Consider the following 24,816-nt stretch of genomic DNA (forward strand, 5'->3'; position numbering starts at 1 on the left):
TGGAATAAGCACTATGCTTTGCCACGCAGCATGCGCTGTTTTACTTCACGTTACAGACGTTTTGTTGACTGTAAAAAATCCGTAAAGCGTAACGGCGCGAAGCATAGCGCAGCACTCGTCGTATTTCCCTGCATAAAGCTGGTCAAGTGCGCCTCTCATCGCTAGAATTGCGCACTTTTTGACCAGAGGCGCAACATAGCGTCCGTCAGTCGCCTTGCCGTCTTCGGCTGGAGGCGTCACAAATACCGAGGTTAGACATGTCCACCACTCCTGCGCCGGCCAATCCAAAGGTTGGCTTCGTATCCCTGGGTTGCCCCAAAGCACTGGTCGACTCCGAGCGCATCCTTACCCAGTTGCGCATGGAAGGTTACGACGTTGTGTCCACTTATCAGGACGCCGATGTCGTGGTGGTCAACACCTGCGGTTTCATCGACTCGGCCAAGGCTGAATCCCTGGAAGTGATCGGCGAAGCCATCAAGGAAAACGGCAAGGTCATCGTGACCGGCTGCATGGGCGTCGAAGAAGGCAACATCCGTAACGTACACCCGAGCGTGCTGGCCGTGACCGGTCCGCAGCAGTACGAGCAAGTGGTCAACGCCGTGCACGACGTTGTGCCGCCGCGTCAGGATCACAACCCGCTGATCGATCTGGTGCCGCCGCAAGGCATCAAGCTGACCCCGCGCCACTACGCCTACCTGAAGATTTCCGAAGGCTGCAACCACAGCTGCAGCTTCTGCATCATCCCGTCGATGCGCGGCAAACTGGTCAGCCGTCCGGTCGGTGACGTGCTCGACGAAGCCCAGCGCCTGGTCAAGGCCGGCGTCAAAGAGCTGTTGGTGATCTCGCAAGACACCAGCGCCTACGGCGTCGATGTGAAGTACCGCACCGGTTTCTGGAACGGCGCGCCGGTAAAAACCCGCATGACCGAACTCTGCGAAGCCCTGAGCACCCTCGGCGTCTGGGTTCGCTTGCACTACGTTTATCCGTACCCGCACGTCGACGAACTGATTCCGCTGATGGCCGCCGGCAAAATCCTGCCGTACCTGGACATCCCGTTCCAGCACGCCAGCCCGAAAGTGTTGAAGTCGATGAAACGCCCGGCGTTCGAAGACAAGACTCTGGCGCGCATCAAGAACTGGCGCGAGGTCTGCCCGGACCTGATCATCCGTTCGACCTTCATCGTCGGCTTCCCCGGCGAAACCGAAGAAGACTTCCAGTACCTGCTGAACTGGCTGACCGAAGCCCAGCTCGACCGCGTCGGCTGCTTCCAGTACTCGCCGGTCGAAGGCGCACCGGCCAACGATCTCGATCTGGAAATCGTCCCGGACGACGTCAAGCAGGACCGTTGGGATCGCTTCATGGCGCACCAGCAAGCCATCAGCTCGGCGCGTCTGCAAATGCGTGTCGGCCGTGAAATCGAAGTGCTGGTCGATGAAGTCGACGAGCAAGGCGCAGTCGGCCGCTGCTTCTTCGATGCCCCGGAAATCGACGGCAACGTATTCATCGACAACGGCAGCAACCTGAAACCGGGCGACAAAGTCTGGTGCAAGGTCACCGACGCCGACGAATACGACCTGTGGGCTGAACAGATCTAAACGCAAAAAACACGAAAAGCCCTGCTCTCTTGACGAGATGCGGGGCTTTTTTACGTCTATCGTTTTTAGGGAGAAAGGACTCGCACCATTCACTGCAAAAGGGGCATTCGGCCATGCGCCAACATTCGGTCATCCACACGCCGAAACAGAGCGACTACGAAGAACTCACGCAAGTCTGGGAAGCCTCGGTGCGCGCCACCCATGACTTTCTGCCGGACAGCTACATCGAGCTGTTGAAGAATCTGGTGCTGACCCGTTACCTCGACGCGGTGATGCTGATCTGCACCAAAGACTCGCGCCAGCGCATCACCGGGTTCGCCGGTGTCGCGGCGGGCAAGATTGAAATGCTCTTCATCGCCCCCGCTCATCGCGGCCAGGGCCTGGGCAAACAGTTGCTGCGTTATGCCATGGAACACCTGAACGCCGATGAACTGGACGTCAACGAACAGAACCCGCAGGCGCTGGGGTTCTACTTCAAACAGGGCTTCGAGGTGATCGGCCGCACCGAGCATGACGGCATGGGGCAGCCTTATCCGTTGTTGCATATGCGTTTGCGCCAGGCGCATCAACTGACGCGCAATGGCTGACACAACACAGGACAACTGTGGGAGCTGGCTTGCCTGCGATGGTGGTCAACGATAACCCGTTCTTTCAGATTAAACGCAGCGTCCTTGAATCCATCGCAGGCAAGCCAGCTCCTACAAAAAAGCTTCCTGCGCAAATGGAGCCGGGATTAACCGGCGCCCAGCAGGTACAATGCCCACCCCTTTTTTGTTACGGCCCTGTCATGACTGACCCGATACGTCTCTCCAAACGCCTCATCGAACTCGTCGGCTGTTCCCGTCGGGAGGCTGAGCTGTTCATCGAGGGCGGCTGGGTCACCGTGGACGGCGAGGTCATCGACGAGCCGCAGTTCAAGGTCGACACCCAAAAAGTCGAGCTCGACCCGGAGGCCAAAGCCACCGCGCCGGAGCCGGTGACCATCCTGTTCAACGTGCCGGCAGGCATGGACGCGGAAACGGCCATGGCGACCATCAGCGCCGAAACCCTGAGCGAAGAGCATCGCTTCAGCAAACGTCCGCTCAAGGGTCATTTCCTGCGCCTGACCGCCAGCACCGACCTGCAGGCCAACGCCAGCGGTCTGCTGGTGTTCACCCAGGACTGGAAGATCCTGCGCAAACTCACCGCCGACTCCGCGAAAATCGAGCAAGAGTATGTGGTCGAGGTTGAAGGCGAGATGGTCGCTCACGGCCTCAACCGCCTGAACCACGGCCTGACCTACAAGGGCAAGGAACTGCCGCCGGTCAAAGCCAGCTGGCAGAACGAAAACCGCCTGCGCTTTGCGATGAAGAACCCACAACCGGGCGTGATCGCCCTGTTCTGCCAGGCCGTCGGCCTGAAGGTCGTCGCCATCCGCCGCATCCGCATCGGCGGCGTGTCCATCGGCAAAGTGCCGTTGGGCCAATGGCGCTATCTGTCCGGCAAAGAGAAGTTCTAAGGCTTTTCACGCCGCCACACATTTTGGCGCTGCTGCTTACGCGGCGCCCACTGCTGAATATCAGGATTGCACACCATGATTCATAACGACGTACTGCGCAGCGTGCGCTACATGCTCGACATCAGCGACAAGAAAGTCATCGAGATCATCAAGCTCGGCGGCATGGACGTGTCCCTGGAAGCCCTGTTGACCTACCTCGACAAGAAAGAAGAAGACGAGGAAGGCTTCGTACGCTGCCCGGACGAAGTCATGGCGCATTTCCTCGACGGTCTGGTGATCTTCAAGCGTGGCAAGGACGAAAGCCGTCCGCCGCAGCCGATCGAAGTGCCGGTGACCAACAACATCATCCTGAAGAAACTGCGTGTGGCTTTCGAACTGAAGGAAGACGACATGCACGCGATTCTCAAGGCCGCCGAGTTCCCGGTGTCCAAGCCTGAGCTGAGCGCGCTGTTCCGCAAGTTCGGCCACACCAACTACCGTCCGTGCGGCGACCAGTTGCTGCGCAACTTCCTCAAGGGCCTGACCCTGCGCGTTCGCCCGCAGTAACGTACGAAGCTGATCCAATCTGTAGGAGCTGTGTAGGAGCTGTCGAGTGCAACGAGGCTGCGATCTTTTGATCTTTTACGGCCAAGATCGCAGCCTCGTTGCACTCGACAGCTCCTACAGGGCCGAATGGCCCTTCATTCCTCGCAAAAATAGTGGCTCCGCTTCGGGCGGCTGACGACTAGGGTGTACTGACCCTCAGCTCTCAGGATTCGCCATGCACCCGTACTTTTCCCTGCAAGGCCGCACCGCTCTGGTGACCGGCGGCACCCGTGGTATCGGCAAAATGATCGCCAAGGCCTATGTCGAGGCCGGCGCCACCGTGTACGTCTGCGCGCGGGACGCCGAAGCCTGTCAGCAGACCGCTGACGAGTTGAGCGCATTCGGTGTTTGCCACGCAGTGGCCGCCAATCTGGCCACTGAAGAAGGTGTGCTGCAACTGGCCACGCAGCTGGGCGAACAGATCAGTCATCTGGATATTCTGGTGAACAACGCCGGCACCACCTGGGGTGCGCCGCTGGAGAGCTATCCGGTCAAGGGCTGGGAAAAGGTCATGCAGCTCAACGTGACGTCGGTGTTCAACTGCATCCAGCAGTTTTTGCCGCTGCTGCGCAAGGCCGGGTCCGAAGCGAATCCGGCGCGGATCATCAACATCGGCTCGGTGGCGGCGATTTCTTCCTTCGGCGAACAGGCTTATGCCTACGGACCAAGTAAAGCGGCCTTACACCAACTGTCACGGATTCTGGCGCGGGAACTGGTGAGCCAGCACATCAACGTCAACGTGATTGCTCCGGGGCGTTTCCCGAGCAAGATGACCCAGCACATTGGCAATGATGAACAGGCGCTGGCGGACGATACGGCGTTGATTCCGATGAAGCGCTGGGGGCGGGAGGAAGAGATGGCGGCGTTGGCGATCAGTCTGGCGAGTACGGCTGGGGCTTATATGACCGGGAATATTATTCCTTTGGATGGTGGGTTTAGCCTCTGATACCCGCTTTTGTGGCGAGGGAGCTTGCTCCCGCTCGGTTGCGAAGCAACCGCCTACACCACCGAGTTTCCCCTGGAGAAACTCGGTGAAGGTTTGGGGGCGCTTCGCACCCCAGCGGGAGCAAGCTCCCTCGCCACAGAGTGCGCATGGGCTATCATGTCCGCCCACATTCCCGCCTCGATCCCACACCATGACCTACAGCGTTTCCCCCATCGGCTTCGTGCGCTCCTGCTTCAAGGAGAAGTTCGCCATCCCGCGCCAGCCGCAACTGGCCCCGGCCGCTCGCGGCGTGCTGGAACTGGTGGCGCCGTTCGACCAGGGCGATGCGGTGCAAGGTCTGGAGCAGGTGAGCCACGTGTGGCTGCTGTTCCTGTTCCATCAGGCCCTGGAAGAAAAGCCACGCCTGAAAGTCCGCCCTCCTCGCCTCGGCGGCAACAAGTCCATGGGCGTGTTCGCCACCCGCGCGACGCATCGGCCCAATGGCATCGGCCAATCCGTGGTGAAGCTGGATAAAGTCGAAGCCAATCGCCTGTGGATATCCGGCATCGACTTGCTGGACGGCACACCGATTCTGGACATAAAACCTTACGTGCCTTACGCCGACATCATCGATACGGCTTCCAACAGCATCGCCAGCGCCGCGCCGCAACTGATTCCCGTGCAGTGGACGGACTCAGCGCTGCAACAGGCTCATGGGCACGCTCAGCGTCTTGAAGAGCCGTTGGTTGAGTTGATTGAGCAGTGCTTGGCACAAGATCCACGTCCGGCGTACCAAACGCCAACATCAGAGCGGGAATACGGCGCGCAATTTTGGGATCTCGATGTGCGTTGGCATTATCCGGAAGCGGGCGTGATCCGCGTCCTGGAAGTCATACCCGCAAAGCCCTGAACGCCAGAAACGAAAAAGCCCGCAGAACCTTCTCAGGCCATGCGGGCTTTTTACGGTGGACGCAAATCCAATGTGGGAGCGGGCTTGCTCGCGAAGGCGGTTTAACATTCAACGAAGATGTCGACTGGCAGTCCGCATTCGCGAGCAAGCCCGCTCCCACAGGGGTCCAGCTTACTTCTCGACGAACGCACGCTCGATCAGGTAATCACCCGGCTCGCGCATCCGCGGCGAAACTTTCAGGCCGAAGCTGTTCAACACTTCGCTGGTTTCGTCGAGCATGCTCGGGCTGCCGCACAGCATGGCGCGGTCGTCCTGCGGGTTGATCGGTGGCAGACCGATGTCGCTGAACAGCTTGCCGCTGCGCATCAGGTCGGTCAGGCGACCTTCGTTCTCGAACGGCTCGCGGGTCACGGTCGGGTAGTAGATCAACTTGTCACGCAGGGCCTCGCCAAAGAACTCGTTCTGCGGCAGATGCTCGGTGATGAATTCGCGGTAGGCGACTTCGTTGACGTAACGTACGCCGTGGCACAGGATCACTTTTTCGAAACGCTCGTAGGTTTCCGGGTCCTGGATGACGCTCATGAACGGCGCCAGACCGGTACCGGTGCTGAGCAGGTACAAATGTTTGCCAGGCTTCAAGTCGTCCAGTACCAGCGTGCCCGTAGGCTTCTTGCTGATGATGATCTCGTCGCCTTCCTTCAGATGCTGCAACTGGGAAGTCAGCGGGCCATCAGGCACCTTGATGCTGAAGAACTCGAGATGCTCTTCCCAGTTCGGGCTGGCAATCGAGTAAGCGCGCATAAGCGGCCGGCCGTTGGGCTGTTGCAGGCCGATCATCACGAACTGACCGTTCTCGAAGCGCAGGCCCGGATCGCGGGTGCACTTGAAGCTGAACAGAGTGTCGTTCCAGTGGTGAACACTGAGGACACGCTCGTGGTTCATGTTGCTCATGTACGTGGGACTCCTGGAGATTTTGCCTGCGCCGATGATGTGCGCAATTGCATCGCATTCTAATGGCAGCGACAATATCTGTTAAATGGATTATTAAGATAAGGGTTATCGGTTATATAGATATGCGATTTACTCTCCGTCAACTTCAAGTCTTCGTCGCCGTCGCCCAGCAGGAAAGCGTATCCCGTGCTGCGGGGCTGCTCAACCTCTCGCAATCGGCGGCAAGCACCTCGATCACCGAACTGGAGCGCCAGTCCAGCTGTCAGCTGTTCGACCGCGCCGGTAAACGGCTGAGCCTCAACGCCCTCGGCAAACAACTGTTGCCGCAAGCGGTGGCGCTGCTCGATCAGGCCAAGGAAATCGAAGACCTGCTGAACGGCAAGTCCGGATTCGGCTCTTTGGCCGTCGGCGCAACCCTGACCATTGGCAATTACCTCGCCACCCTGCTGATCGGTAGCTTCATGCAGCGTCATCCGGAAAGCCAGGTGAAGCTGCACGTGCAGAACACGGCCAACATCGTGCAACAAGTCGCTCACTATGAAATTGATCTGGGTCTGATCGAAGGCGACTGCAGCCATCCGGACATTGAAGTGCAGAGCTGGGTCGAGGATGAGTTGGTGGTGTTTTGCGCGCCGCAGCATCCGCTGGCCATTCGCGGCACCGCAACCATGGATGAGCTGAGCCACGAGGCGTGGATCCTGCGGGAACAAGGCTCCGGTACGCGCCTGACCTTTGATCAGGCCATGCGTCACCATCGCAGCTCGCTGAATATCCGCCTGGAGTTGGAGCACACCGAGGCGATCAAGCGCGCGGTGGAGTCAGGACTGGGAATTGGCTGTATCTCGCGGCTGGCCCTGCGCGATGCGTTCCGGCGCGGCAGTCTGGTGCCGGTGGAAACACCGGATCTGGATCTGGCGCGGCAGTTCTATTTCATCTGGCATAAACAGAAATATCAGACGTCAGCGATGCGCGAATTCCTCGACCTGTGCCGCGCCTTCACCGCCGGGGTTCAGCGCAGCGACGAGATCGTGCTGCCCACCATCGCTTAAAGCAGGATCACCGCCCATACCAGCGCGATCATGCTCAACGCCACGAGCTGTGCGGCGCTGCCCATGTCCTTGGCGTTCTTGGACAGCGGGTGCAGCTCAAGGGAAATGCGGTCGATGGCCGCTTCAACCGCCGAGTTGAGCAACTCGACGATCAATGCCAACAAACAAACGGCAATCAGCAGCGCCTGCTCGACGCGGCTGACGTTCAAAAAGAACGAAATCGGGATCAGGATGACGTTGAGCAACACCAATTGCCGAAAAGCCGCTTCGCCGATGAAGGCTGCGCGCAGGCCGTCCAGCGAATAACCGGAAGCGTTGAGGATGCGTTTCAGGCCGGTCTGGCCTTTGAAAGGGGACATAAAAGTGGCAACTGACCAAAAAGGAGTGGGAAAGCTAGATCAACCAAAGTAAAAAAAGCGTGAAGACGCCAACCCTCAGTGGCTTGAAATTGACTCAAGTTGTTGCAGGAGCAAAGCCGCCTGGGTCCGGGTCCGCACATTCAGTTTACGGAAAATCGCCGTGACGTGCGCCTTGATTGTTGCTTCGGACACGCTCAGTTCGTAGGCAATCTGCTTGTTCAGCAACCCTTCACAGACCATGGTCAGCACCCGGAATTGCTGAGGTGTCAGGCTGGCAAGACCTTCACTGGCGGCCTTGGCTTCGTCGGAAACACTGACGGCTTCAAACGCCTGAGGCGGCCAGAACACATCGCCATCCAGCACTGCACGCACGGCTTTCTGGATCACGCTCAGGTCACTCGATTTAGGAATGAAACCGCTGGCACCGAACTCACGGGACTTCACCATGATCGAGGCTTCTTCCTGGGCCGACACCATCACCACCGGAATTTGCGGGTACTGACCGCGCAACAGCACCAGCCCGGAAAAACCGTAGGCGCCCGGCATGTTCAGGTCCAGCAGCACCAGATCCCAGTCGGACTTTTCGTCGAGACGGGTTTCCAGCTCGGCAATGCTCGCCACTTCCACCAGACGGACGTCCGGACCAAGGCCCAGGGTCAACGCTTGATGCAGGGCGCTACGAAAAAGAGGGTGGTCATCGGCAATCAGGATTTCGTATGTGGCCATTTTTCTAATGATCCTGTTCTTCTAACAACTCGAGGTACAGCCACGGAGCTGCACCAACAGGGCACGTTCAACGCCAATCACGTGGCAATCCACGGAGCTTTTTACGTAAAGAAGCGGCGAATCAAACTGCGGCCGCGCCCCAATCGGCGCCAAGCATGCCCAGCGAAGCCGGGGTGGTCAAGGTGCCTGGCCGCTACAGTTCTTTGCAGTATGGGCGACAATCAGGCCGTGACGGTGGCGGTGTTCTGCACGAAAGGCATCAGCTCGGTGTGTGCCGGTGTTGCAACATTCATTTCCAGCTGGTGTTTGGCATCGAGGTAATGCTGGCTGAACACGTCGAAATAAGCGTCCAGTGCGGACGCAGCCTCCACATCTCCCGCCAGATCGAGGCACAGCGCCGCCACTTCGGCCGTGCACAAATGCTCGCTGCGGGTAGAGCGACGCAGCCGATAGCGTGAAAGCTTTTCGGGCAGCAGGCTCAGGATCGGGAGCGCATCAAAATAAGGACTTTTGCGGAATATCTTCCGGGCTTCGGTCCAGGTCGCGTCCAGCAGAATGAACAGCGGCCGCTTGGTGCCATCGACTTCGACCGTGTTGGTCACTCGCTCAGGCTCGACGTACTCGCCTGGAAAGACCAGATACGGTTGCCATTGCGGGTCGGCGAGCAATGCCAGCAACTGCGGATCAGTTTCAGTTCGTGACCAGATGAACGCATGGTTGTCGCGCACCACGTCAGCGATCAGCCACCCCGTGTTGCTCGGTTTGAACACTTCCTTGTTGGTCATGATCAGACACACGCCAGAGCGGGTCTCGACCTGCGGACGCCACGCGCACAGGCAGTGGCTTTCGATCACACGGCAGGCACGGCAACGGGTTGCCCGCCAGCCACGGGCCTGAATCGGCTTGATGCCCTCCTCTTCGCGCTGATCACGCAAGCGGGCTACGGCGTTGGGGGCGTGGTTCATCGTGGGCAACACCGGCAGACAGGAAAACTCGACACGAATAGCACTCAGGTCAATAAAGGCCGGCAGTTTACCAGAGCGGCCGGCGCAAGCCTGTACCGTCCAGACGGGCTCCCCTATAATTCGCCACCACTGAACGCACAGTCATGTGACGGGTCGAACCACCAGTCACTGAACCAGGAGAGTTTCATGCTGCGCCTTATCGTTCCCACCGCTGCCATTCTGCTGGCGTCGTCCTTCAACGCTCAAGCTGCGTCCTTGAGTGAGCAGAATCTCACCAGAGAGCTGCGAAACGTCGCCGCACAAAGCAGCGTCGGCACGCCACGGGCGATCAACGAAGACATTCTCGATCAGGGCTACACCGCCGAAGGCAATATGCTGATCAACCACCTGAGCGTGCAAAGCAGCCACGCCAACAAGATGCGGGCTGACCCGAAAGCGGTGTACTTCCAGCTTGGCGCCTCCGTATGCAGAAACGAAGGGTTCCGCAAGCTGATGAAGAAGGGCGCGATCATGCGTTACGACTTCACCGAGGTGAAGACCAATCGCGCGGTCGGCTCCGCCAGCTTCCAGGAATCGGATTGCCCGAAAGCCACACCGGCGAAGAAAAAGTAACTCAACAGGAATTGGCGCGCCGCTGTTCATCCTCGGCGCGCAGTTCGGCCAACAGCGCCTGTAAATAGCGCGAGCGCCGGTCGGCTCCCTCCAGACGCCGGCAGCACTCCTCTTCAAGACTCAAGTGATTGGTCTCGGCCGATGACTTCAATAATCGATACAGTTGCGTATCGATCTCCAGAATGACTCTGGCCATAGCATCCCGCCTCCATGCACTTCGCCCAAGCTTTGAGCGAACAAAATCCTTGAACCGCTTGTACCGTACGCCCTGCCATTGACGCAAAGCTGTCGTGTCACGCCTGTAATTTAGTAAATCAGAATGCCAGACTCTCGGCGTGCGTTCAGACGAGCGGTGAAATCACCTTGCAAATCGTCAATAAGCGGTTGCCAGGAAAGACTTTGCAGCGCAATGATCAGGTCAGCGAAAATCGCCGCGAGGGTCTAGATTCATAGTGTTCCCGTTCACTTTTCAGGGCAGAAAAGGGGCTGCCTGGTTTGCGTTTTTTGATGCGAATGTTTCCTTCATCCAAAGGAACAACAGAGCCTGTATGGAAGGAGAAGTTGATGCCTTACCAACCGAATGACCTCCTCAGCCGTCATTTCGAAGAAAGCGGCCACGACCTCATCAGCAAGGTCGAAGAACAACTCAACCTGGTTTCACCCAATAGCCCTAACATCCCGATTTACCGCGACATGATCCTGACCGTGCTGCGCATGGCCCAGGAAGATCACAATCGCTGGAATGCCAAGATCACCCTGCAAGCCCTGCGCGAACTCGAACATGCCTTCCGTGTGCTCGAACAGTTCCGGGGGCGGCGTAAAGTCACGGTGTTCGGTTCGGCCCGCACACCGATAGAACACCCGCTGTACGGCCTGGCCCGAGAACTCGGCGCAACGCTGGCGCGCTCGGACCTGATGGTGATCACCGGTGCCGGCGGCGGCATTATGGCCGCCGCCCACGAAGGTGCCGGCCTTCAACACAGCCTGGGATTCAACATCACCCTGCCCTTCGAGCAGCACGCCAACCCCACCGTGAACGGCACCACCAACTTGCTGCCGTTCCACTTCTTTTTTACCCGCAAGCTGTTCTTCGTCAAGGAAGCCGATGCGCTGGTCTTGTGCCCCGGCGGTTTCGGTACGCTGGACGAAGCACTGGAAGTGCTGACGCTGATCCAGACCGGCAAAAGCCCGCTGGTGCCAGTGGTGCTGCTGGACGCTCCCGGCGGCAAGTTCTGGCAAAGCGCCCTGGACTTCATCCGCAATCAACTGGAGGAGAATCGCTACATCCTGCCCACCGACATGAAGCTAGTGAGCCTGGTCTATAGCGCCGAAGAGGCGGTGGAGCAGATCAATCAGTTCTACAGCAACTTCCACTCCAGCCGCTGGCTCAAGCATCAGTTCGTGATCCGCATGAATCACCAGCTCAGTGACGATGCGCTGGAGCACATGCAACAAGCGTTCGCCGACCTGTGCCTGAGCGATCACTTCCATCAGCTTGTCTACAGCGGTGAGGAGCACGACGAGCCGCAGTTCAGCCACCTCGTACGCCTGGCTTTCACCTTTAACGCCCGTGATCATGGACGCCTGCGGGAACTGGTGGACTACATCAACCTGCCGGAAAACTGGGCGCAGCCCAAACCTCAGGCACAACAACGCACGCGGGAACCCTCAAAGGTTACGTAAGGCAAAAAAAACGGCCCGCTATCAATATAGCGAGCCGTTTCAGTCAATCACTCGGCCGCTGAACAAGCGGCTGATCATTTCCATGGAATAACCCCGATAACTCAGGAACCGCCCTTGTTTGGCGCGTTCCCGGGCGTCTATCGGTAAATGCCCGGAGAACTTGCGCCGCCAGGTGTCTTCCAGTTGTTCCTGCCAGTTGATACCGCTCTCGCGTAACGCGAGTTCGATGTCGCTGCGTTGCAGGCCACGCTGGCTCAACTCTTCGCGAATACGCAAAGGGCCATAGCCGGAACGGGCACGGTAGGAAACGAAGCTTTCGAGGTAACGGGATTCGGACAACAGACCCTCTTCCGTCAAGCGGTCGAGTGCTGTGTCGATCATTTCAGGGAGGGCGCCGCGCTGACGCAGTTTACGCGTCAGCTCGACTCGACCGTGCTCGCGTCGTGCGAGCAGGTCCATTGCGGTTCGCCGCACTGCGACGAGTGTATCGAGTACGGCGGTCATCGGATCAATCAGATATCAGCGTCAGCCAGGTCATCTTCAGTCTCTTTGACTGGCGATGCTTTGACGTCCGGCGCTGGAGTCAGCAGTTTGTCGCGCAGCTGCTTCTCAAGTTTCGCGGCGATTTCCGGGTTGTCCGCCAGGAACTTGGCCGAGTTGGCCTTGCCCTGACCGATCTTGGTGCCTTCGTAGGCATACCAGGCACCGGACTTCTCAACGAAACCGTGCAGAACACCCAGGTCGATCATCTCACCATTGAGGTAGATGCCCTTGCCGTAAAGAATCTGGAACTCGGCCTGACGGAACGGCGAAGCGACCTTGTTCTTCACAACCTTGACGCGGGTTTCGCTACCGACGACTTCATCACCTTCTTTCACCGCGCCAGTACGGCGGATGTCCAGACGAACCGAAGCATAGAACTTCAGCGCGTTACCACCGGTGGTGGTTTCCGGGCTGCCGAACATCACGCCGATTTTCATACGGATCTGGTTGATGAAGATTACAAGGCAGTTGGCGTTCTTGATGTTACCGGTGATTTTACGCAGCGCCTGGGACATCAGACGGGCTTGCAGGCCCACGTGCATGTCACCCATTTCGCCTTCGATTTCAGCCTTTGGAACCAGCGCTGCCACGGAGTCGACGATGATCACGTCTACCGCGTTGGAACGCACCAGCATGTCGGTGATTTCCAGGGCCTGCTCACCGGTGTCCGGCTGGGAAACCAGCAGGTCGTCGACGTTGACGCCGAGTTTGCCGGCGTATTCAGGGTCGAGGGCGTGTTCGGCGTCGACGAATGCGCAGGTCGCACCGGCTTTTTGAGCCTGGGCGATCACCGACAGCGTCAGCGTGGTTTTACCGGAGGATTCAGGACCGTAGATTTCAACGATACGACCTTTTGGCAGACCGCCAATGCCGAGCGCGATGTCCAGCCCCAGAGAGCCAGTGGAGATAGCCGGGATCGCCTGACGGTCCTGATCGCCCATACGCATTACGGCACCCTTGCCGAATTGACGTTCGATCTGACCCAGGGCCGCAGCCAAGGCTTTCTTCTTGTTGTCGTCCATTAAAGTCCTCACGTAATCAATAAGGCCTGACGGCCAACACCTGTATAAGTAGCCAGTATTATTCCACAGCGTTTCAGGATCGCCTACCCCTGATTTGAGATTTCTCCGGTGGCATGGCGCAGCAGCCCCTCTAGCGCGGCCATCACCGTTTGTCGGCGGACCTCGTCGCGGTTACCGGGGAAGTACTGCAACTCGCTGAATACCCGCTCCCCCACGCCCCAGGCCAGCCAGACCGTGCCCACCGGCTTGCTCGGCGAACCGCCATCCGGCCCGGCCACGCCGCTGACCGCCACGGCAAAACGCGCCCGGCTTTTTTCCTGCGCGCCTCGCACCATGGCCTCGACCACCTCGCGACTGACTGCCCCCACCGTCGCAAACAACTCGACCGGGACATTCAATTGCTCGGTTTTCTGACGGTTGGAGTACGTGACATAACCGGCCTCGAACCACGCCGAACTCCCCGGAATGCGCGTGATAGCCTCGGAAATTCCACCGCCGGTACAGGACTCGGCTGCGGCGACGTGAGCATTCAGAACCTGCAGGCGCCGGCCAAGTTCAGCGGCCAGTTGGGTGATTTCTTTCACGGTCATCTCCTGAGCGGGCGGAATGGGAACTACCGTACACGAGCGCATCGCGCTTGCAAGTTACAGGATCGATCAAAATGTTAGCGACCGAACGCCCGGATGTAGGCCTGACAAGCCTGCAAGGCAATCAGTGCACGACGGCTTATCGATGTCGGGGAACATAGGGGGCTTCCAGCACAAAATTGAAGCGTTCGGCTGCGCGAGGGATGCAGCGTGTCGGCGTTGCCAGAACGGCATAGGGGGTTGGCTTTATTGATCCGGACGAGAATCACGCGGCGGCACTTCACACACGCCGATCCGCTTGGCCGCCCAGCGCTCATAAAGGCCAATGGCAACGTCAGCACCAGCCATCGCCGTGAGGCAACCGAACGCGCCGGCCGCCCAGATCGACATGCCGGCGGCGTACAGCAGCATGATGGCCGAGAGCCCGCAGATCATGCAGGCGCCGGAACGCAAGGCCAGACGCCGCAGCAATGACCAGCCGCGGGCGCCCTCCTTGTCGGCGCGCCACATTTCGCCACACACCCCGCCCATCAAGGCGAGCATGATGACCAGCCAGATCGGTATGTCCAGCAACGCTTGTTGCTCGTTTGTCATGTCACGCCTCCTTGGGGGTGATTGATAAGTGAAGTGTTTGTTTTTCAAACGATGTCTCTTGAATCGCCTGAAGTCAGGCAGGCATTCCAAAAATGCCCGGCGCTTGCCGGGCTTTTCAGTAATGCGGTCCTTCGCGTTGACCTTTCGGCGCTACTGGCGCGGTACGGGCCTATTCAGATTGTCTTTCCGACCGCGGTCCCTGCCCGCCGGATAACTGCTTCTGGTGCTTTACGCTGCACACCCGGGTCAGTTGCCAACCCTCTGAACCGTTGAGGCCGGTTCATCGCTGCCTTTGTAGTGGAACTAAAGAGCTTCGTTTCGAGCTGCTTTGTTGAGCGGCTTGAGACAAAGAATATGCATTAATGCATATACAATCAATGCGTAAATGCATTTATCCATGCATAACAAATGCACTGACGCATGGAAGCCCTCGCAAACAAAGGCGTTGGCGGTTTTCAGCCCGCGAAAAAAAACCCGCGCAGTGGCGGGTTTTATCTGACAGCAGTGAGGTTAACGGGCGTACATGCCCCACCAGAAGACGTGACCAAGGATGACAATCTGCTCTTCCTGGATCTCCTGGAAAGTGTAGTCCTCGTCCGGATGCTCATCGCGATTGAAGCTGCGCAGGCGAATCCCTGTCGGCAGGCGATAAAGCTGTTTAACCCGAAGCTGGCCGTTGTGGTTGATCGCATAAAGGTCGCCATCGACGATATCGCCGATCCCGCATTTGCCGGCATTGACCCCTACGGTGGCGCCGTCGCGCAGCACCGGCAACATGCTGTTGCCACGCACCGTCACGCATTTGGCCTGGTCGAACTGCACACCGTTGTGGCGCAAGCTGCGCTTGCCGAAGCGCAGGCTAGAGCGCTCGCTTTCTTCGATGACGAATCTTCCTGATCCTGCGGCCAATTCAACCTCGCGAAGAAAGGGGACCGAAACCTCGTCGTCATCGACGGGCGTATCGTCGTCCCACAGGCTTATATCCTTGAGTTCCGAATGCACTTCATCGCGACCGGAATTGACGGCGGGCGCGACATCCGCACGACCCCGCAACTGGTCGGTGCTCACGGCAAAGTACTCGGCGATCTTCGAGATGTGCTTATCCGAAGGATCGACAATCTTCCCGCTGAGGATCCGCGAGAGAGTGGATTGAGGCACGCCGGTGCGACGGTAAAGCTCCGTGGGGGAGATTCCGTGCTGATCGAGCAGCGCTCTTAAGACGGTAGAAACATTGCGTTTTTGCATAACGCGCATAGTGCTTGATCTTTTTTCCCGAGGCAAATGCACAATTGCATAAAAAGCGCATAAAACGCGCATCAACCGCAGAAATGTTTCCCGTCGCTTTCATGCCTGCGTCGGGTGGACCGCCCATGTTAACCTTGCGCCCATCGCGGAAAAGCCGGGCCGATGTCCCTCCTTTGCCCTACACCTTTCAACGAATTTGCCTGATTATCCGATGAATAAAGCACTCTCCGATCTGTCCTCTCACACGCCAATGATGCAGCAGTACTGGCGCCTGAAGAACCAGCACCCCGACCAGTTGATGTTCTACCGCATGGGCGACTTCTACGAGATCTTCTATGAAGACGCGAAGAAGGCCGCCAAGCTGCTGGACATCACCCTGACCGCCCGTGGGCAGTCGGCCGGTCAGGCGATTCCGATGTGCGGGATTCCTTACCACGCCGCGGAAGGTTACCTGGCGAAACTGGTGAAGCTCGGCGAGTCGGTGGTGATCTGTGAACAGGTCGGCGATCCGGCGACCAGCAAAGGGCCGGTGGACCGGCAAGTAGTGCGGATCATCACGCCGGGCACGGTCAGTGATGAAGCGCTGCTGGATGAGCGCCGGGATAACCTGATTGCGGCGGTGCTGGGTGACGAGCGTCTGTTCGGGCTGGCGGTGCTGGACATCACCAGCGGCAACTTCACGGTGCTGGAGATCAAGGGCTGGGAAAACCTGCTGGCGGAACTGGAGCGGGTCAATCCGGTGGAGCTGATGATTCCGGATGACTGGCCGAAGGATTTGCCGGCGGAGAAACGTCGTGGGGTTCGTCGTCGTGCGCCGTGGGATTTCGAGCGCGACTCGGCGCTGAAAAGTCTCTGCCAGCAATTCTCGACTCAGGACCTCAAAGGTTTTGGTTGCGAAAATCTGTCCCTGGCCATCGGCGCTGCCGGTTGCCTGCTCAGCTATGCCAAGGAAACCCAGCGCACCGCCCTGCCCCATTTGCGCAGCCTGCGGCATGAACGTCTGGACGATACCGTGGTGCTGGATGGCGCGAGCCGTCGCAACCTGGAACTGGACACCAACCTCGCCGGTGGTCGCGACAACACCCTGCAATCGGTGGTCGATCGCTGCCAGACCGCGATGGGCAGTCGCCTGCTGACCCGCTGGCTGAACCGCCCGCTGCGTGACCTGAATGTTTTGTTGGCGCGCCAGACCTCGATCACTTGCCTGCTCGACGGCTACCGTTTCGAAAAACTGCAACCGCAGCTCAAGGAAATCGGTGACATCGAGCGGATTCTGGCGCGGATCGGTTTGCGTAATGCACGTCCTCGTGACCTCGCTCGTCTGCGCGATGCCCTCGGTGCATTGCCCGAGCTGCAAGTGGCGATGTCTGAACTTGAAGCGCCGCACATTATTCAACTGGCGAAGACCACCAGCACCTACCCGGAACTGGCGGCATTGCTGGAAAAAGCCATCATCGACAACCCGCCTGCGGTGATCCGCGATGGCGGCGTGCTGAAAACCGGGTACGACAGCGAACTCGACGAGTTGCAATCGCTCAGCGAAAACGCCGGGCAGTTCCTGATCGATCTGGAAGCACGCGAGAAGGCCCGCACCGGTCTGTCGCACCTGAAAGTCGGGTACAACCGCATTCACGGTTACTTCATCGAGTTGCCGAGCAAGCAGGCTGAATCGGCGCCAGCCGACTACATCCGCCGCCAGACGCTGAAAGGCGCCGAGCGTTTCATCACGCCGGAACTGAAGGCGTTCGAGGACAAGGCACTGTCGGCCAAGAGCCGCGCCCTGGCTCGCGAAAAGATGCTTTACGAAGCGTTGCTCGAAGACCTGATCGCGCAGTTGCCTCCCCTGCAAGACACCGCCGCGGCACTGGCCGAGCTGGACGTACTGAGCAACCTCGCCGAACGCGCGCTCAACCTCGATCTGAATTGCCCGCGGTTCGTCGACGAGCCGTGCATGCGCATCAGCCAAGGCCGCCACCCGGTGGTCGAGCAAGTGCTGACCACGCCGTTCGTGGCCAACGACCTGAGCCTTGACGACAATACCCGCATGCTGGTGATCACCGGTCCGAACATGGGCGGTAAATCCACCTACATGCGTCAGACCGCGTTGATCGTGTTGCTGGCGCACATCGGCAGTTTCGTGCCAGCAGCCAGTTGCGAATTGTCGCTGGTGGACCGGATCTTCACCCGGATCGGCTCCAGCGATGACCTGGCCGGTGGACGCTCGACCTTCATGGTCGAAATGAGCGAAACCGCCAACATTCTGCACAACGCCACCGAGCGCAGCCTGGTGCTGATGGACGAAGTCGGTCGCGGCACCAGCACCTTCGATGGTCTGTCCCTGGCGTGGGCCGCGGCCGAACGCCTGGCGCACTTGCGGGCTTACACGCTGTTCGCCACTCACTACTTTGAATTGACGGTGTTGCCGGAAGCCCAGCCACTGGTAGCGAACGTGCACCTCAATGCCACCGAGCACAACGAACGCATCGTGTTCCTGCACCACGTGCTGCCCGGGCCTGCCAGCCAGAGCTATGGCCTGGCCGTTGCGCAACTGGCCGGCGTGCCGAGCGAAGTGATCGTCCGCGCTCGCGAGCACCTGGGTCGACTGGAAGCCACTGCGCTGCCCCATGAAGTGCCGAAGCCAGCCAAAGGCAAACCGGCCGCGCCGCAGCAGAGCGACATGTTCGCCAGCCTGCCGCATCCGGTGCTCGATGAATTGGCCAAACTTGACCTGGATGACCTGACGCCGCGTCGCGCGCTAGAAATGCTCTATACACTAAAGACACGGATCTAACGCACTTGCCTGCAAGCTGTTAGAATCTCGCGCGGTTTGGGATGCTGCAGGCTAATAGCCTGGTCTGCAGACTATCGCTCCCAAACCTGGCGACCCCAACGTGAAGGGGCTCCGCTGCCGCCGCCTGAGGAGAAAATTAGAAATGACCTTCGTCGTCACCGACAACTGCATCAAGTGCAAGTACACCGACTGCGTAGAAGTCTGTCCGGTGGACTGCTTTTACGAAGGCCCGAACTTCCTGGTGATTCACCCGGATGAGTGCATCGACTGCGCACTGTGCGAACCAGAATGCCCTGCCGTGGCCATCTTCTCCGAAGATGAAGTCCCGGAAGAAATGCAGGAATTCATTCAGCTGAACGTTGAGTTGGCCGAAATCTGGCCAAACATCACCGAGAAGAAAGAATCGATGCCTGATGCCGAAGAGTGGGATGGCGTCAAAGGCAAGATCAAAGACCTCGAACGCTGATTTTCCCCGCGCTCCCGAAAAGGCCCCTTGCGGGCCTTTTTTGTTTTACAAAATCAAAAGATCGCAGCCTTCGGCAGCTCCTACAGGTGCATATAAAACCTGTGTAGGAGCTGCCGAAGGCTGCGATCTTTTGACTTTTTGCAGGCAAAAAAAGGGGCGGTTTGACCCGCCCACATTTTTTCCCTATTCCCTGTGTTCCTTTTCATCGTCCTGATGAACCGCATCCTGCAATGTCCTTTCCCCTCATCCTTGAGGGGCGTGTCTGTCCGTCGACACAACCTGAATACTAGAGAGTTCCCGGGCAAGCGCAATCGGTCTCAAAGACAAAAACATGCAGTCATATGCCGTTAACTTTTACAAATAACCATAATATTCAACAAGATAGAACTTAGACAAAACGAAAATAGACGTCTGCCAGGGTGTAAAGATAGCGAACACTTACGAGAGAGTAAGCAAAGACTTACAACGCAAGACTACAAACCTGAGGCTCCTCTGGCAGACAACAAAAAGCCCCGAACCAGTCGGGGCTTTTTGCGTGCTGCTCTAGCGATTTGCTTATTGAAACAGCGACTCGCTGGACAGACCATTCTTCTCCAGAATCTCCCGCAGACGCTTCAGGCCTTCAACCTGGATCTGTCTGACGCGTTCGCGGGTCAGGCCAATTTCCAGGCCTACATCTTCCAGCGTGCTGCTCTCATGACCGCGCAGACCGAAGCGGCGTATCACCACCTCGCGCTGCTTGTCGGTCAGTTCCGAGAGCCATTGATCGATGCTCTGAGACAGGTCGTCATCCTGCAGCAGTTCACATGGATCGGTTGGGCGGTCATCGGTAAGGGTGTCCAGCAGGGTTTTATCCGAATCCGGACCCAGCGAGACGTCGACCGAAGAAACCCGCTCGTTCAGGCCGAGCATGCGTTTGACCTCTCCCACCGGTTTTTCCAACAGGTTGGCGATTTCTTCGGGTGAGGGTTCGTGATCGAGTTTTTGCGTCAGCTCCCGTGCGGCCCGCAGGTACACGTTGAGCTCTTTGACCACATGGATCGGCAACCGGATGGTCCGGGTCTGATTCATGATCGCGCGCTCGATGGTCTGACGAATCCACCAGGTTGCGTAGGTCGAAAAGCGGAAGCCACGTTCGGGGTCGAACTTCTCTACCGCCCGGATCAGCCCGAGGTTGCCCTCTTCGATCAGGTCCAGTAGCGACAAGCCACGATTGACATAGCGTCGGGCGATTTTCACCACCAGCCGCAGGTTGCTTTCAATCATGCGTTTACGCCCGGCCGGATCTCCACTTTGCGACAGGCGCGCAAAATGAACTTCTTCTTCGGGGGACAGCAGAGGGGAAAAGCCGATCTCATTGAGATACAGCTGCGTGGCATCAAGTGCACGCGTGTAGTCAATGTACTTGTGTTGCTTTAACGCAGCGGAGTGTTTGGATTTGGCACGAACGGAAGGTGGAGCTGCCCCTTCATCATTCGACATCGAATCCGTCCCGATGCCGGTCTCCATCAGGAGAACCTCATCGTCGATGTCAAACTCCGGCACTTCTTTACTGAGAGCCATTGTTATAGTCCTTTGGTGAGTTCGACCTCAAGCTCAAGCGGCGCCTCGATCCTTGGCAACGCTGGAGCCTGTTCCCTCTACGTGACGGAACAGGCTGGTAACAAATCAACGACGTGGCAGGAACTGCAGCGGATCTACAGGTTTACCTTGTCGGCGAATCTCAAAATGCAGTTTCACCCGGTCTGTACCCGTTGACCCCATTTCGGCAATTGTCTGTCCGACCTTGACCTGCTGCCCCTCCCGAACCAACAGCCTGCGGTTATGTCCGTAGGCACTGACGTAGGTATCGCTATGTTTGATGATGACCAATTCGCCGTAGCCCCTTAAGCCACTCCCGGCGTATACCACCGTCCCATCAGACGCAGCTAAAACAGGCTGTCCCAAATCCCCGGCGATATCAATTCCTTTATTCAAACTACCGTTTGAAGAGAATTTACCAATCAAGATGCCATTAGAAGGCCATCCCCAGCCGGTCGGGGCCGGGCCTGCGGGAGGCATCGGAGCGGGTGCCGGCTTGTTCTCGACGGACGGTACAACCACCGTTGTCGTCGTAGTTGCGCCATTTGGCTGGCGCCGGATTACAGTGGTTTTACTGGACGACGAAGGCGCCGAATCGGACGGGCTGACCACCGCTGTCGGCGTTGAACCGGTGCGACCGTCAAAGCGAATCGTCTGACCCGGATGTATCGTGTATGGCGTAGGAATGTTGTTGCGCGCAGCGAGGGCTTTGTAGTCCCAGCCGTAGCGAAATGCGATCGAGAACAGAGTGTCTTTAGGTCGAACCACATACTGGCCCGTCGTCACTGCCGGACGCTGGGCGACGGCATTGTTGCGATCGACGACGCGCACGTCGCTCGATTTGGTGCTGGAACAACCGACCAGCAAGGTGCTCAAGACAAGGCCAGTCACCAGGCGCTGAAAGCTCGTTATACCCATTCGCTGCGCAATGACTGTGAGACTCACCCGCCGCTCCCTTTGTGGTGGCTGAAATGTTGAATTGCCGTGCTCCCGGCATGAAGTGTCGCCAGTATAACGGGCTGTGCAGGCTATACCTTTAATGAAGCGAAGCACACGTTTGCTACCTGACGATGAATACCGTTTAACTGATCGACGCCGCTTTAAGACAGAGGCAATCGAAGAGAATTCACCGCGACGAAACAAATGCTCAGGCCAGCGGCCCATTGAGCAAAGGAACGAAACGCACCGCCCCCAGAACGCGCCTGGAAAACCCGTGTTCTTCGCGGATGATCAGCATCAACTGTTGAACCTCACCCGACCCGACCGGTATCACCAGTCGCCCTCCGGGCGCCAACTGGTCGAGCAATGCCTGAGGTACATCGGTCGCCACCGCCGTCACGATAATGCCGTTGTACGGTGCCAGCGCCGGCCAGCCTTCCCAGCCATCGCCCCAGCGGAAGACCACGTTGCGCAAGTTAAGGTCGACCAGACGTTCCTTGGCCCGGTCCTGCAAAACCTTGATGCGCTCGACGGAAAAAACCCGCTCGACCAGTTGCGACAGGATCGCGGTCTGATAACCCGAGCCCGTGCCGATTTCCATCACCTTGTCCAGCGGGCCCGCTTCCAGCAGCAGCTCGCTCATGCGGGCCACCATGTAAGGCTGAGAGATCGTCTGGTTGTTGCCGATCGGCAACGCCGTGTCTTCATAGGCACGGTGCGCCAGCGCTTCGTCGACGAACAGGTGACGCGGTGTACGGCGGATCACTTCCAGCACCTTGGCGTTGGAAATGCCCTCCTCATACAACCGCTGAATCAGACGCTCGCGGGTGCGTTGCGAGGTCATCCCGATGCCGCGATGCATCGGGTCTTGTTCACGAGCCATTAGCGCAATCCCTCCAGCCAGCCATCGAGGCTTTGGAAGGCATCATTGAAGGTGCGATCCAGTTGCAGTGGCGTGACGGACACATAGCCTTGCATCACCGCATGGAAATCGGTGCCCGGGCCGCCGTCTTCGGCATCGCCCGCCGCAGCGATCCAGTAACCGGACTTGCCACGCGGGTCGACCACTTTCATCGGTGCCGCCGCGCGGGCGCGATGACCGAGGCGAGTCAGCTGGATTCCGCGGATGTGGTCCAGCGGCAAATTGGGAATGTTCACGTTCAGTACCGTGCGCGGTGGCAGGTGAAGATCTGCGTGGGCTTCCACCAGTTTGCGCGCGTAGTAAGCGGCTGTGGGAAGGTTCTCGACTTGCCGTGAGACGAACGAAAAGGCAAACGAAGGACGCTCCAGGAAGCGCCCTTCAAGGGCGGCGGCCACGGTGCCGGAATACAACACATCGTCCCCCAGGTTGGCGCCCAGGTTGATGCCGGAAACCACCATGTCCGGTTCGCGCTCCAGCAAGCCGTTGAGGCCCAGGTGCACGCAATCGGTCGGTGTGCCATTGAGGCTGATAAAGCCGTTGGCCAATGTCTGCGGGTGCAACGGACGGTCGAGCGTCAGCGAACTGCTGGCGCCGCTTTTGTCCTGGTCCGGGGCAATTACCACGCATTCGGTGTAATCCGCCAGTGCAGCATAAAGCGCAGCGAGACCGGGTGCGGTTACCCCGTCGTCGTTAGAAATCAGAATACGCATGGGCTGTCCGTCTGCCCCACCGGCACCAGATCGACGAGTTCACGCACCAATACGGTGGCGAAGCATCCGGCCGGCAGGACGAATTCCAGTTGCAGAATGTCAGGCTCGGGATAATGCCACGTCAACCCGCCAATGGGCAGTCGCAGGATGCGACGTTCGTGGCTCATACCGGCGTTAATCAACCAATCGCGCAGATCCGCTTCGCGTGCGGCGATTGCCTGCTCCAGTTCATGGACAGCGCCCGTCGCCGGCGAGTCACCTTCACCCCACTGCGGGCCGGTCGGGTGCAGATCGAGTATCGCCAGACGCGGGTCGCTGCACTCGGCCTCACCGGCCGGAAAGAAGCTTCGGCTGTCGGTAAAGGCCAGCAGATCACCGACCTGCGCCTGCTGCCAGGTGCCATCCGCCACACGCGCCGCCAACACCTGGTTGAACAGAAAACTGCGAGCGGTGGAGAGCAACCGCGAACGAACGTTGCGTTGCTCCGGCAAAGCCTTGCGCGCGGCCCAGGCTCGTGCGTCGACCACATTGCCGCCGTCAAACCCGAACCGCTGGGCGCCGAAATAGTTAGGAATACCTTGTTTGGCGATCAGTTGCAGGCGCGCTTCGATCGCTGCTTTGTCGCCAGCGAATTGAGTCAGGCGCAAGGTGAAACCGTTGGCCGAATGGGCACCGCGTTGCAGCTTGCGTTTATGTCGACCGGTCTTGAGGATTTTCAGCGTATCGTTTTCCGCCGACGACAAATCAGGATCAGCCTTGCCCGGCAGTTGCACGCTGAACCACTGGCGAGTCAGCGCCTGACGATCCTTGAGGCCGGCGTAACTGACGGTGCGCAATGGCACGCCCGCCGCCTTGGCAATTCGCCGTGCCGCTTCTTCGGTATTCAGGCCGCGTTTTTCCACCCAGATCCACAGATGTTCGCCATCGCCACTGAGTGGGATGTTGAGCACTTCATCGACCTGGAAGTCTTCCGCCGTGGCTTTCAACACCGCGCTACCGAGGGCTTCACCGTAGGCACGCGGGCCAAGCAATTGCAGTTCGTTCATGCGCGCAGCAACAAGGCTACGGAGTGGACGGCGATGCCTTCTTCGCGACCGACAAAGCCGAGCTTTTCGGTGGTGGTAGCTTTCACGTTCACTTGATCCAACTCAACTTGAAGATCCGCGGCAATCAGCGCGCGCATCGATTCGATATGCGGGGCCATTTTCGGCGCTTGGGCGACGATGGTGTTATCGACGTTGCCGACTTTCCAGCCCTTGGCGTGGACCAGTGCGACGACGTGACGCAACAGCACACGGCTGTCGGCGCCCTTGAAGGTCGGGTCGGTGTCCGGGAAGTGCTTGCCGATATCACCCAGCGCAGCGGCACCGAGCAAGGCATCGCTCAAGGCGTGCAGCAGGACGTCACCGTCGGAGTGAGCGAGCAGCCCGAAGCCGTGTGCAATGCGCACGCCGCCCAGAGTAATGAAATCGCCTTCAGCGAAACGGTGCACATCATAGCCGTGGCCAATACGCATAAAAAAACGCCCCGATTTTTGTCAGGGCGTGATTCTACCTGC

Annotated in this window: 27 protein-coding genes; 11 read left to right on the forward strand and 16 right to left on the reverse strand. The window is 58.6% G+C overall.

The genetic code is table 11. The features are described 5' to 3' along the window. The first annotated feature begins 257 nt into the window (after nucleotides 1-257). The 6 genes from rimO (at nucleotide 258) to tsaA (ending at nucleotide 5,513) form a co-directional block, all read left to right on the forward strand. Entirely contained in the window at nucleotides 258-1,595 is a 1,338-nt protein-coding gene (gene rimO, locus ACYZTL_RS09610) for a 30S ribosomal protein S12 methylthiotransferase RimO (RefSeq protein WP_461951588.1), read from the forward strand. Nucleotides 1,596-1,708: 113 nt separating this feature from the next. Then, nucleotides 1,709-2,182, forward strand: coding sequence for a GNAT family N-acetyltransferase (locus ACYZTL_RS09615; RefSeq protein WP_461951589.1), 474 nt, complete (start codon nucleotides 1,709-1,711; stop codon nucleotides 2,180-2,182). Nucleotides 2,183-2,382: 200 nt separating this feature from the next. Continuing rightward, the gene (locus ACYZTL_RS09620; protein ID WP_461951590.1) at nucleotides 2,383-3,093 is read left to right on the forward strand and encodes an rRNA pseudouridine synthase; all 711 of its coding nucleotides are present in this window, start codon (nucleotides 2,383-2,385) and stop codon (nucleotides 3,091-3,093) included. Between the two features lie 75 nt (nucleotides 3,094-3,168). Continuing rightward, nucleotides 3,169-3,639: a YehS family protein gene (locus ACYZTL_RS09625; protein WP_008030033.1), complete on the forward strand. Its 471-nt coding sequence runs from the start codon at nucleotides 3,169-3,171 to the stop codon at nucleotides 3,637-3,639. A gap of 214 nt (nucleotides 3,640-3,853) precedes the next feature. Further along, nucleotides 3,854-4,624, forward strand: a complete 771-nt coding sequence (locus tag ACYZTL_RS09630) for an SDR family oxidoreductase (RefSeq protein ID WP_461951591.1) — start codon at nucleotides 3,854-3,856, stop codon at nucleotides 4,622-4,624. 190 nt (nucleotides 4,625-4,814) lie between these two features. Continuing rightward, a complete protein-coding gene (gene tsaA / locus ACYZTL_RS09635) occupies nucleotides 4,815-5,513 on the forward strand; it encodes a tRNA (N6-threonylcarbamoyladenosine(37)-N6)-methyltransferase TrmO (RefSeq protein ID WP_461951592.1) in 699 nt (232 codons plus the stop codon). A 171-nt stretch (nucleotides 5,514-5,684) separates the two neighbouring features. Here tsaA and fpr read toward each other — a convergent pair whose 3' ends face one another. Then, nucleotides 5,685-6,464: a ferredoxin-NADP reductase gene (fpr, locus tag ACYZTL_RS09640; RefSeq protein WP_003443014.1), complete on the reverse strand. Its 780-nt coding sequence runs from the start codon at nucleotides 6,462-6,464 to the stop codon at nucleotides 5,685-5,687. Nucleotides 6,465-6,586: 122 nt separating this feature from the next. On the opposite strand from fpr, the gene ACYZTL_RS09645 reads away from it, so the two are divergent. Next, the gene (locus tag ACYZTL_RS09645) at nucleotides 6,587-7,513 is read left to right on the forward strand and encodes a LysR family transcriptional regulator (protein ID WP_461951593.1); all 927 of its coding nucleotides are present in this window, start codon (nucleotides 6,587-6,589) and stop codon (nucleotides 7,511-7,513) included. Here the strand turns inward: ACYZTL_RS09645 and ACYZTL_RS09650 are convergent. The 3 genes from ACYZTL_RS09650 to ACYZTL_RS09660 form a co-directional block, all read right to left on the reverse strand. Next, the gene (locus ACYZTL_RS09650; protein ID WP_461951594.1) at nucleotides 7,510-7,872 is read right to left on the reverse strand and encodes a diacylglycerol kinase; all 363 of its coding nucleotides are present in this window, start codon (nucleotides 7,870-7,872) and stop codon (nucleotides 7,510-7,512) included. The genes ACYZTL_RS09645 and ACYZTL_RS09650 overlap by 4 nt on opposite strands. 75 nt (nucleotides 7,873-7,947) lie before the next feature. Continuing rightward, complete coding sequence (gene erdR / locus ACYZTL_RS09655) at nucleotides 7,948-8,598, reverse strand: response regulator transcription factor ErdR (RefSeq protein ID WP_017336764.1); 651 nt, start codon at nucleotides 8,596-8,598, stop codon at nucleotides 7,948-7,950. A 221-nt stretch (nucleotides 8,599-8,819) separates the two neighbouring features. After that, the gene (locus ACYZTL_RS09660) at nucleotides 8,820-9,563 is read right to left on the reverse strand and encodes a tRNA-uridine aminocarboxypropyltransferase (RefSeq protein WP_461951595.1); all 744 of its coding nucleotides are present in this window, start codon (nucleotides 9,561-9,563) and stop codon (nucleotides 8,820-8,822) included. 186 nt (nucleotides 9,564-9,749) lie between these two features. Here ACYZTL_RS09660 and ACYZTL_RS09665 point away from each other — a divergent pair, with 186 nt between their 5' ends. Beyond that, nucleotides 9,750-10,175 carry a PA3611 family quorum-sensing-regulated virulence factor gene (locus tag ACYZTL_RS09665; RefSeq protein ID WP_461951596.1) on the forward strand — a complete coding sequence of 142 codons (426 nt, stop codon included), beginning with the start codon at nucleotides 9,750-9,752 and terminating at the stop codon, nucleotides 10,173-10,175. 1 nt (nucleotide 10,176) lies between these two features. Here ACYZTL_RS09665 and ACYZTL_RS09670 read toward each other — a convergent pair whose 3' ends face one another. Further along, complete coding sequence (locus tag ACYZTL_RS09670) at nucleotides 10,177-10,371, reverse strand: hypothetical protein (RefSeq protein ID WP_461951597.1); 195 nt, start codon at nucleotides 10,369-10,371, stop codon at nucleotides 10,177-10,179. A gap of 368 nt (nucleotides 10,372-10,739) precedes the next feature. On the opposite strand from ACYZTL_RS09670, the gene ACYZTL_RS09675 reads away from it, so the two are divergent. Beyond that, nucleotides 10,740-11,858 carry an LOG family protein gene (locus ACYZTL_RS09675; RefSeq protein WP_461951598.1) on the forward strand — a complete coding sequence of 373 codons (1,119 nt, stop codon included), beginning with the start codon at nucleotides 10,740-10,742 and terminating at the stop codon, nucleotides 11,856-11,858. A 39-nt stretch (nucleotides 11,859-11,897) separates the two neighbouring features. Here the strand turns inward: ACYZTL_RS09675 and recX are convergent, their stop codons facing one another. From recX to ACYZTL_RS09700, 5 genes are all read right to left on the reverse strand, one after another. Next, nucleotides 11,898-12,362 (reverse strand): recombination regulator RecX, encoded by a 465-nt coding sequence (gene recX / locus ACYZTL_RS09680; RefSeq protein ID WP_461951599.1) that lies wholly within the window; start codon nucleotides 12,360-12,362, stop codon nucleotides 11,898-11,900. 8 nt (nucleotides 12,363-12,370) lie between these two features. Beyond that, entirely contained in the window at nucleotides 12,371-13,423 is a 1,053-nt protein-coding gene (gene recA / locus ACYZTL_RS09685; RefSeq protein ID WP_017336758.1) for a recombinase RecA, read from the reverse strand. A gap of 83 nt (nucleotides 13,424-13,506) precedes the next feature. Continuing rightward, on the reverse strand, nucleotides 13,507-14,007 hold the full coding sequence (locus ACYZTL_RS09690) for a CinA family protein (protein ID WP_461951600.1): 501 nt from the start codon (nucleotides 14,005-14,007) through the stop codon (nucleotides 13,507-13,509). Nucleotides 14,008-14,256: 249 nt separating this feature from the next. After that, a complete protein-coding gene (locus tag ACYZTL_RS09695; RefSeq protein WP_461951601.1) occupies nucleotides 14,257-14,604 on the reverse strand; it encodes a phage holin family protein in 348 nt (115 codons plus the stop codon). A 510-nt stretch (nucleotides 14,605-15,114) separates the two neighbouring features. Next, the gene (locus ACYZTL_RS09700; protein WP_461951602.1) at nucleotides 15,115-15,849 is read right to left on the reverse strand and encodes a LexA family transcriptional regulator; all 735 of its coding nucleotides are present in this window, start codon (nucleotides 15,847-15,849) and stop codon (nucleotides 15,115-15,117) included. A 211-nt stretch (nucleotides 15,850-16,060) separates the two neighbouring features. Here ACYZTL_RS09700 and mutS point away from each other — a divergent pair, with 211 nt between their 5' ends. Together mutS and fdxA are read left to right on the forward strand one after the other, a co-directional pair. Then, nucleotides 16,061-18,640, forward strand: a complete 2,580-nt coding sequence (mutS, locus tag ACYZTL_RS09705; RefSeq protein ID WP_461951603.1) for a DNA mismatch repair protein MutS — start codon at nucleotides 16,061-16,063, stop codon at nucleotides 18,638-18,640. A gap of 142 nt (nucleotides 18,641-18,782) precedes the next feature. After that, a complete protein-coding gene (gene fdxA, locus ACYZTL_RS09710; RefSeq protein ID WP_054047139.1) occupies nucleotides 18,783-19,106 on the forward strand; it encodes a ferredoxin FdxA in 324 nt (107 codons plus the stop codon). A gap of 555 nt (nucleotides 19,107-19,661) precedes the next feature. Here fdxA and rpoS read toward each other — a convergent pair. The 6 genes from rpoS to ispF form a co-directional block, all read right to left on the reverse strand. Further along, the gene (gene rpoS / locus ACYZTL_RS09715; protein WP_461951604.1) at nucleotides 19,662-20,669 is read right to left on the reverse strand and encodes an RNA polymerase sigma factor RpoS; all 1,008 of its coding nucleotides are present in this window, start codon (nucleotides 20,667-20,669) and stop codon (nucleotides 19,662-19,664) included. 105 nt (nucleotides 20,670-20,774) lie between these two features. Further along, complete coding sequence (locus ACYZTL_RS09720; RefSeq protein ID WP_461951605.1) at nucleotides 20,775-21,632, reverse strand: peptidoglycan DD-metalloendopeptidase family protein; 858 nt, start codon at nucleotides 21,630-21,632, stop codon at nucleotides 20,775-20,777. A 202-nt stretch (nucleotides 21,633-21,834) separates the two neighbouring features. Beyond that, nucleotides 21,835-22,470, reverse strand: coding sequence for a protein-L-isoaspartate(D-aspartate) O-methyltransferase (locus ACYZTL_RS09725; protein WP_174602683.1), 636 nt, complete (start codon nucleotides 22,468-22,470; stop codon nucleotides 21,835-21,837). A gap of 38 nt (nucleotides 22,471-22,508) precedes the next feature. Then, nucleotides 22,509-23,258, reverse strand: coding sequence for a 5'/3'-nucleotidase SurE (surE, locus tag ACYZTL_RS09730; protein ID WP_461951606.1), 750 nt, complete (start codon nucleotides 23,256-23,258; stop codon nucleotides 22,509-22,511). Continuing rightward, nucleotides 23,246-24,304, reverse strand: a complete 1,059-nt coding sequence (gene truD / locus ACYZTL_RS09735) for a tRNA pseudouridine(13) synthase TruD (protein ID WP_461951607.1) — start codon at nucleotides 24,302-24,304, stop codon at nucleotides 23,246-23,248. Before truD ends, surE begins: the two co-directional genes overlap by 13 nt. After that, nucleotides 24,301-24,774: a 2-C-methyl-D-erythritol 2,4-cyclodiphosphate synthase gene (ispF, locus tag ACYZTL_RS09740; RefSeq protein ID WP_008029005.1), complete on the reverse strand. Its 474-nt coding sequence runs from the start codon at nucleotides 24,772-24,774 to the stop codon at nucleotides 24,301-24,303. The genes truD and ispF overlap by 4 nt, the downstream gene beginning before the upstream one ends. Between the last annotated feature and the right edge of the window lie 42 nt (nucleotides 24,775-24,816).

This window comes from Pseudomonas sp. LB3P81 (assembly GCF_054897965.1).

Coding starts and splice junctions, on each gene's coding strand:
- rimO (WP_461951588.1), top strand. CDS start 258: ATGTCCACCACTCCTGCGCCGGCCAATCCAAAGGTTGGCTTCGTATCC.
- ACYZTL_RS09615 (WP_461951589.1), top strand. CDS start 1,709: ATGCGCCAACATTCGGTCATCCACACGCCGAAACAGAGCGACTACGAA.
- ACYZTL_RS09620 (WP_461951590.1), top strand. CDS start 2,383: ATGACTGACCCGATACGTCTCTCCAAACGCCTCATCGAACTCGTCGGC.
- ACYZTL_RS09625 (WP_008030033.1), top strand. CDS start 3,169: ATGATTCATAACGACGTACTGCGCAGCGTGCGCTACATGCTCGACATC.
- ACYZTL_RS09630 (WP_461951591.1), top strand. CDS start 3,854: ATGCACCCGTACTTTTCCCTGCAAGGCCGCACCGCTCTGGTGACCGGC.
- tsaA (WP_461951592.1), top strand. CDS start 4,815: ATGACCTACAGCGTTTCCCCCATCGGCTTCGTGCGCTCCTGCTTCAAG.
- fpr (WP_003443014.1), bottom strand. CDS start 6,464: ATGAGCAACATGAACCACGAGCGTGTCCTCAGTGTTCACCACTGGAAC.
- ACYZTL_RS09645 (WP_461951593.1), top strand. CDS start 6,587: ATGCGATTTACTCTCCGTCAACTTCAAGTCTTCGTCGCCGTCGCCCAG.
- ACYZTL_RS09650 (WP_461951594.1), bottom strand. CDS start 7,872: ATGTCCCCTTTCAAAGGCCAGACCGGCCTGAAACGCATCCTCAACGCT.
- erdR (WP_017336764.1), bottom strand. CDS start 8,598: ATGGCCACATACGAAATCCTGATTGCCGATGACCACCCTCTTTTTCGT.
- ACYZTL_RS09660 (WP_461951595.1), bottom strand. CDS start 9,563: ATGAACCACGCCCCCAACGCCGTAGCCCGCTTGCGTGATCAGCGCGAA.
- ACYZTL_RS09665 (WP_461951596.1), top strand. CDS start 9,750: ATGCTGCGCCTTATCGTTCCCACCGCTGCCATTCTGCTGGCGTCGTCC.
- ACYZTL_RS09670 (WP_461951597.1), bottom strand. CDS start 10,371: ATGGCCAGAGTCATTCTGGAGATCGATACGCAACTGTATCGATTATTG.
- ACYZTL_RS09675 (WP_461951598.1), top strand. CDS start 10,740: ATGCCTTACCAACCGAATGACCTCCTCAGCCGTCATTTCGAAGAAAGC.
- recX (WP_461951599.1), bottom strand. CDS start 12,362: ATGACCGCCGTACTCGATACACTCGTCGCAGTGCGGCGAACCGCAATG.
- recA (WP_017336758.1), bottom strand. CDS start 13,423: ATGGACGACAACAAGAAGAAAGCCTTGGCTGCGGCCCTGGGTCAGATC.
- ACYZTL_RS09695 (WP_461951601.1), bottom strand. CDS start 14,604: ATGACAAACGAGCAACAAGCGTTGCTGGACATACCGATCTGGCTGGTC.
- ACYZTL_RS09700 (WP_461951602.1), bottom strand. CDS start 15,849: ATGCAAAAACGCAATGTTTCTACCGTCTTAAGAGCGCTGCTCGATCAG.
- mutS (WP_461951603.1), top strand. CDS start 16,061: ATGAATAAAGCACTCTCCGATCTGTCCTCTCACACGCCAATGATGCAG.
- fdxA (WP_054047139.1), top strand. CDS start 18,783: ATGACCTTCGTCGTCACCGACAACTGCATCAAGTGCAAGTACACCGAC.
- rpoS (WP_461951604.1), bottom strand. CDS start 20,669: ATGGCTCTCAGTAAAGAAGTGCCGGAGTTTGACATCGACGATGAGGTT.
- ACYZTL_RS09725 (WP_174602683.1), bottom strand. CDS start 22,470: ATGACCTCGCAACGCACCCGCGAGCGTCTGATTCAGCGGTTGTATGAG.
- surE (WP_461951606.1), bottom strand. CDS start 23,258: ATGCGTATTCTGATTTCTAACGACGACGGGGTAACCGCACCCGGTCTC.
- truD (WP_461951607.1), bottom strand. CDS start 24,304: ATGAACGAACTGCAATTGCTTGGCCCGCGTGCCTACGGTGAAGCCCTC.
- ispF (WP_008029005.1), bottom strand. CDS start 24,774: ATGCGTATTGGCCACGGCTATGATGTGCACCGTTTCGCTGAAGGCGAT.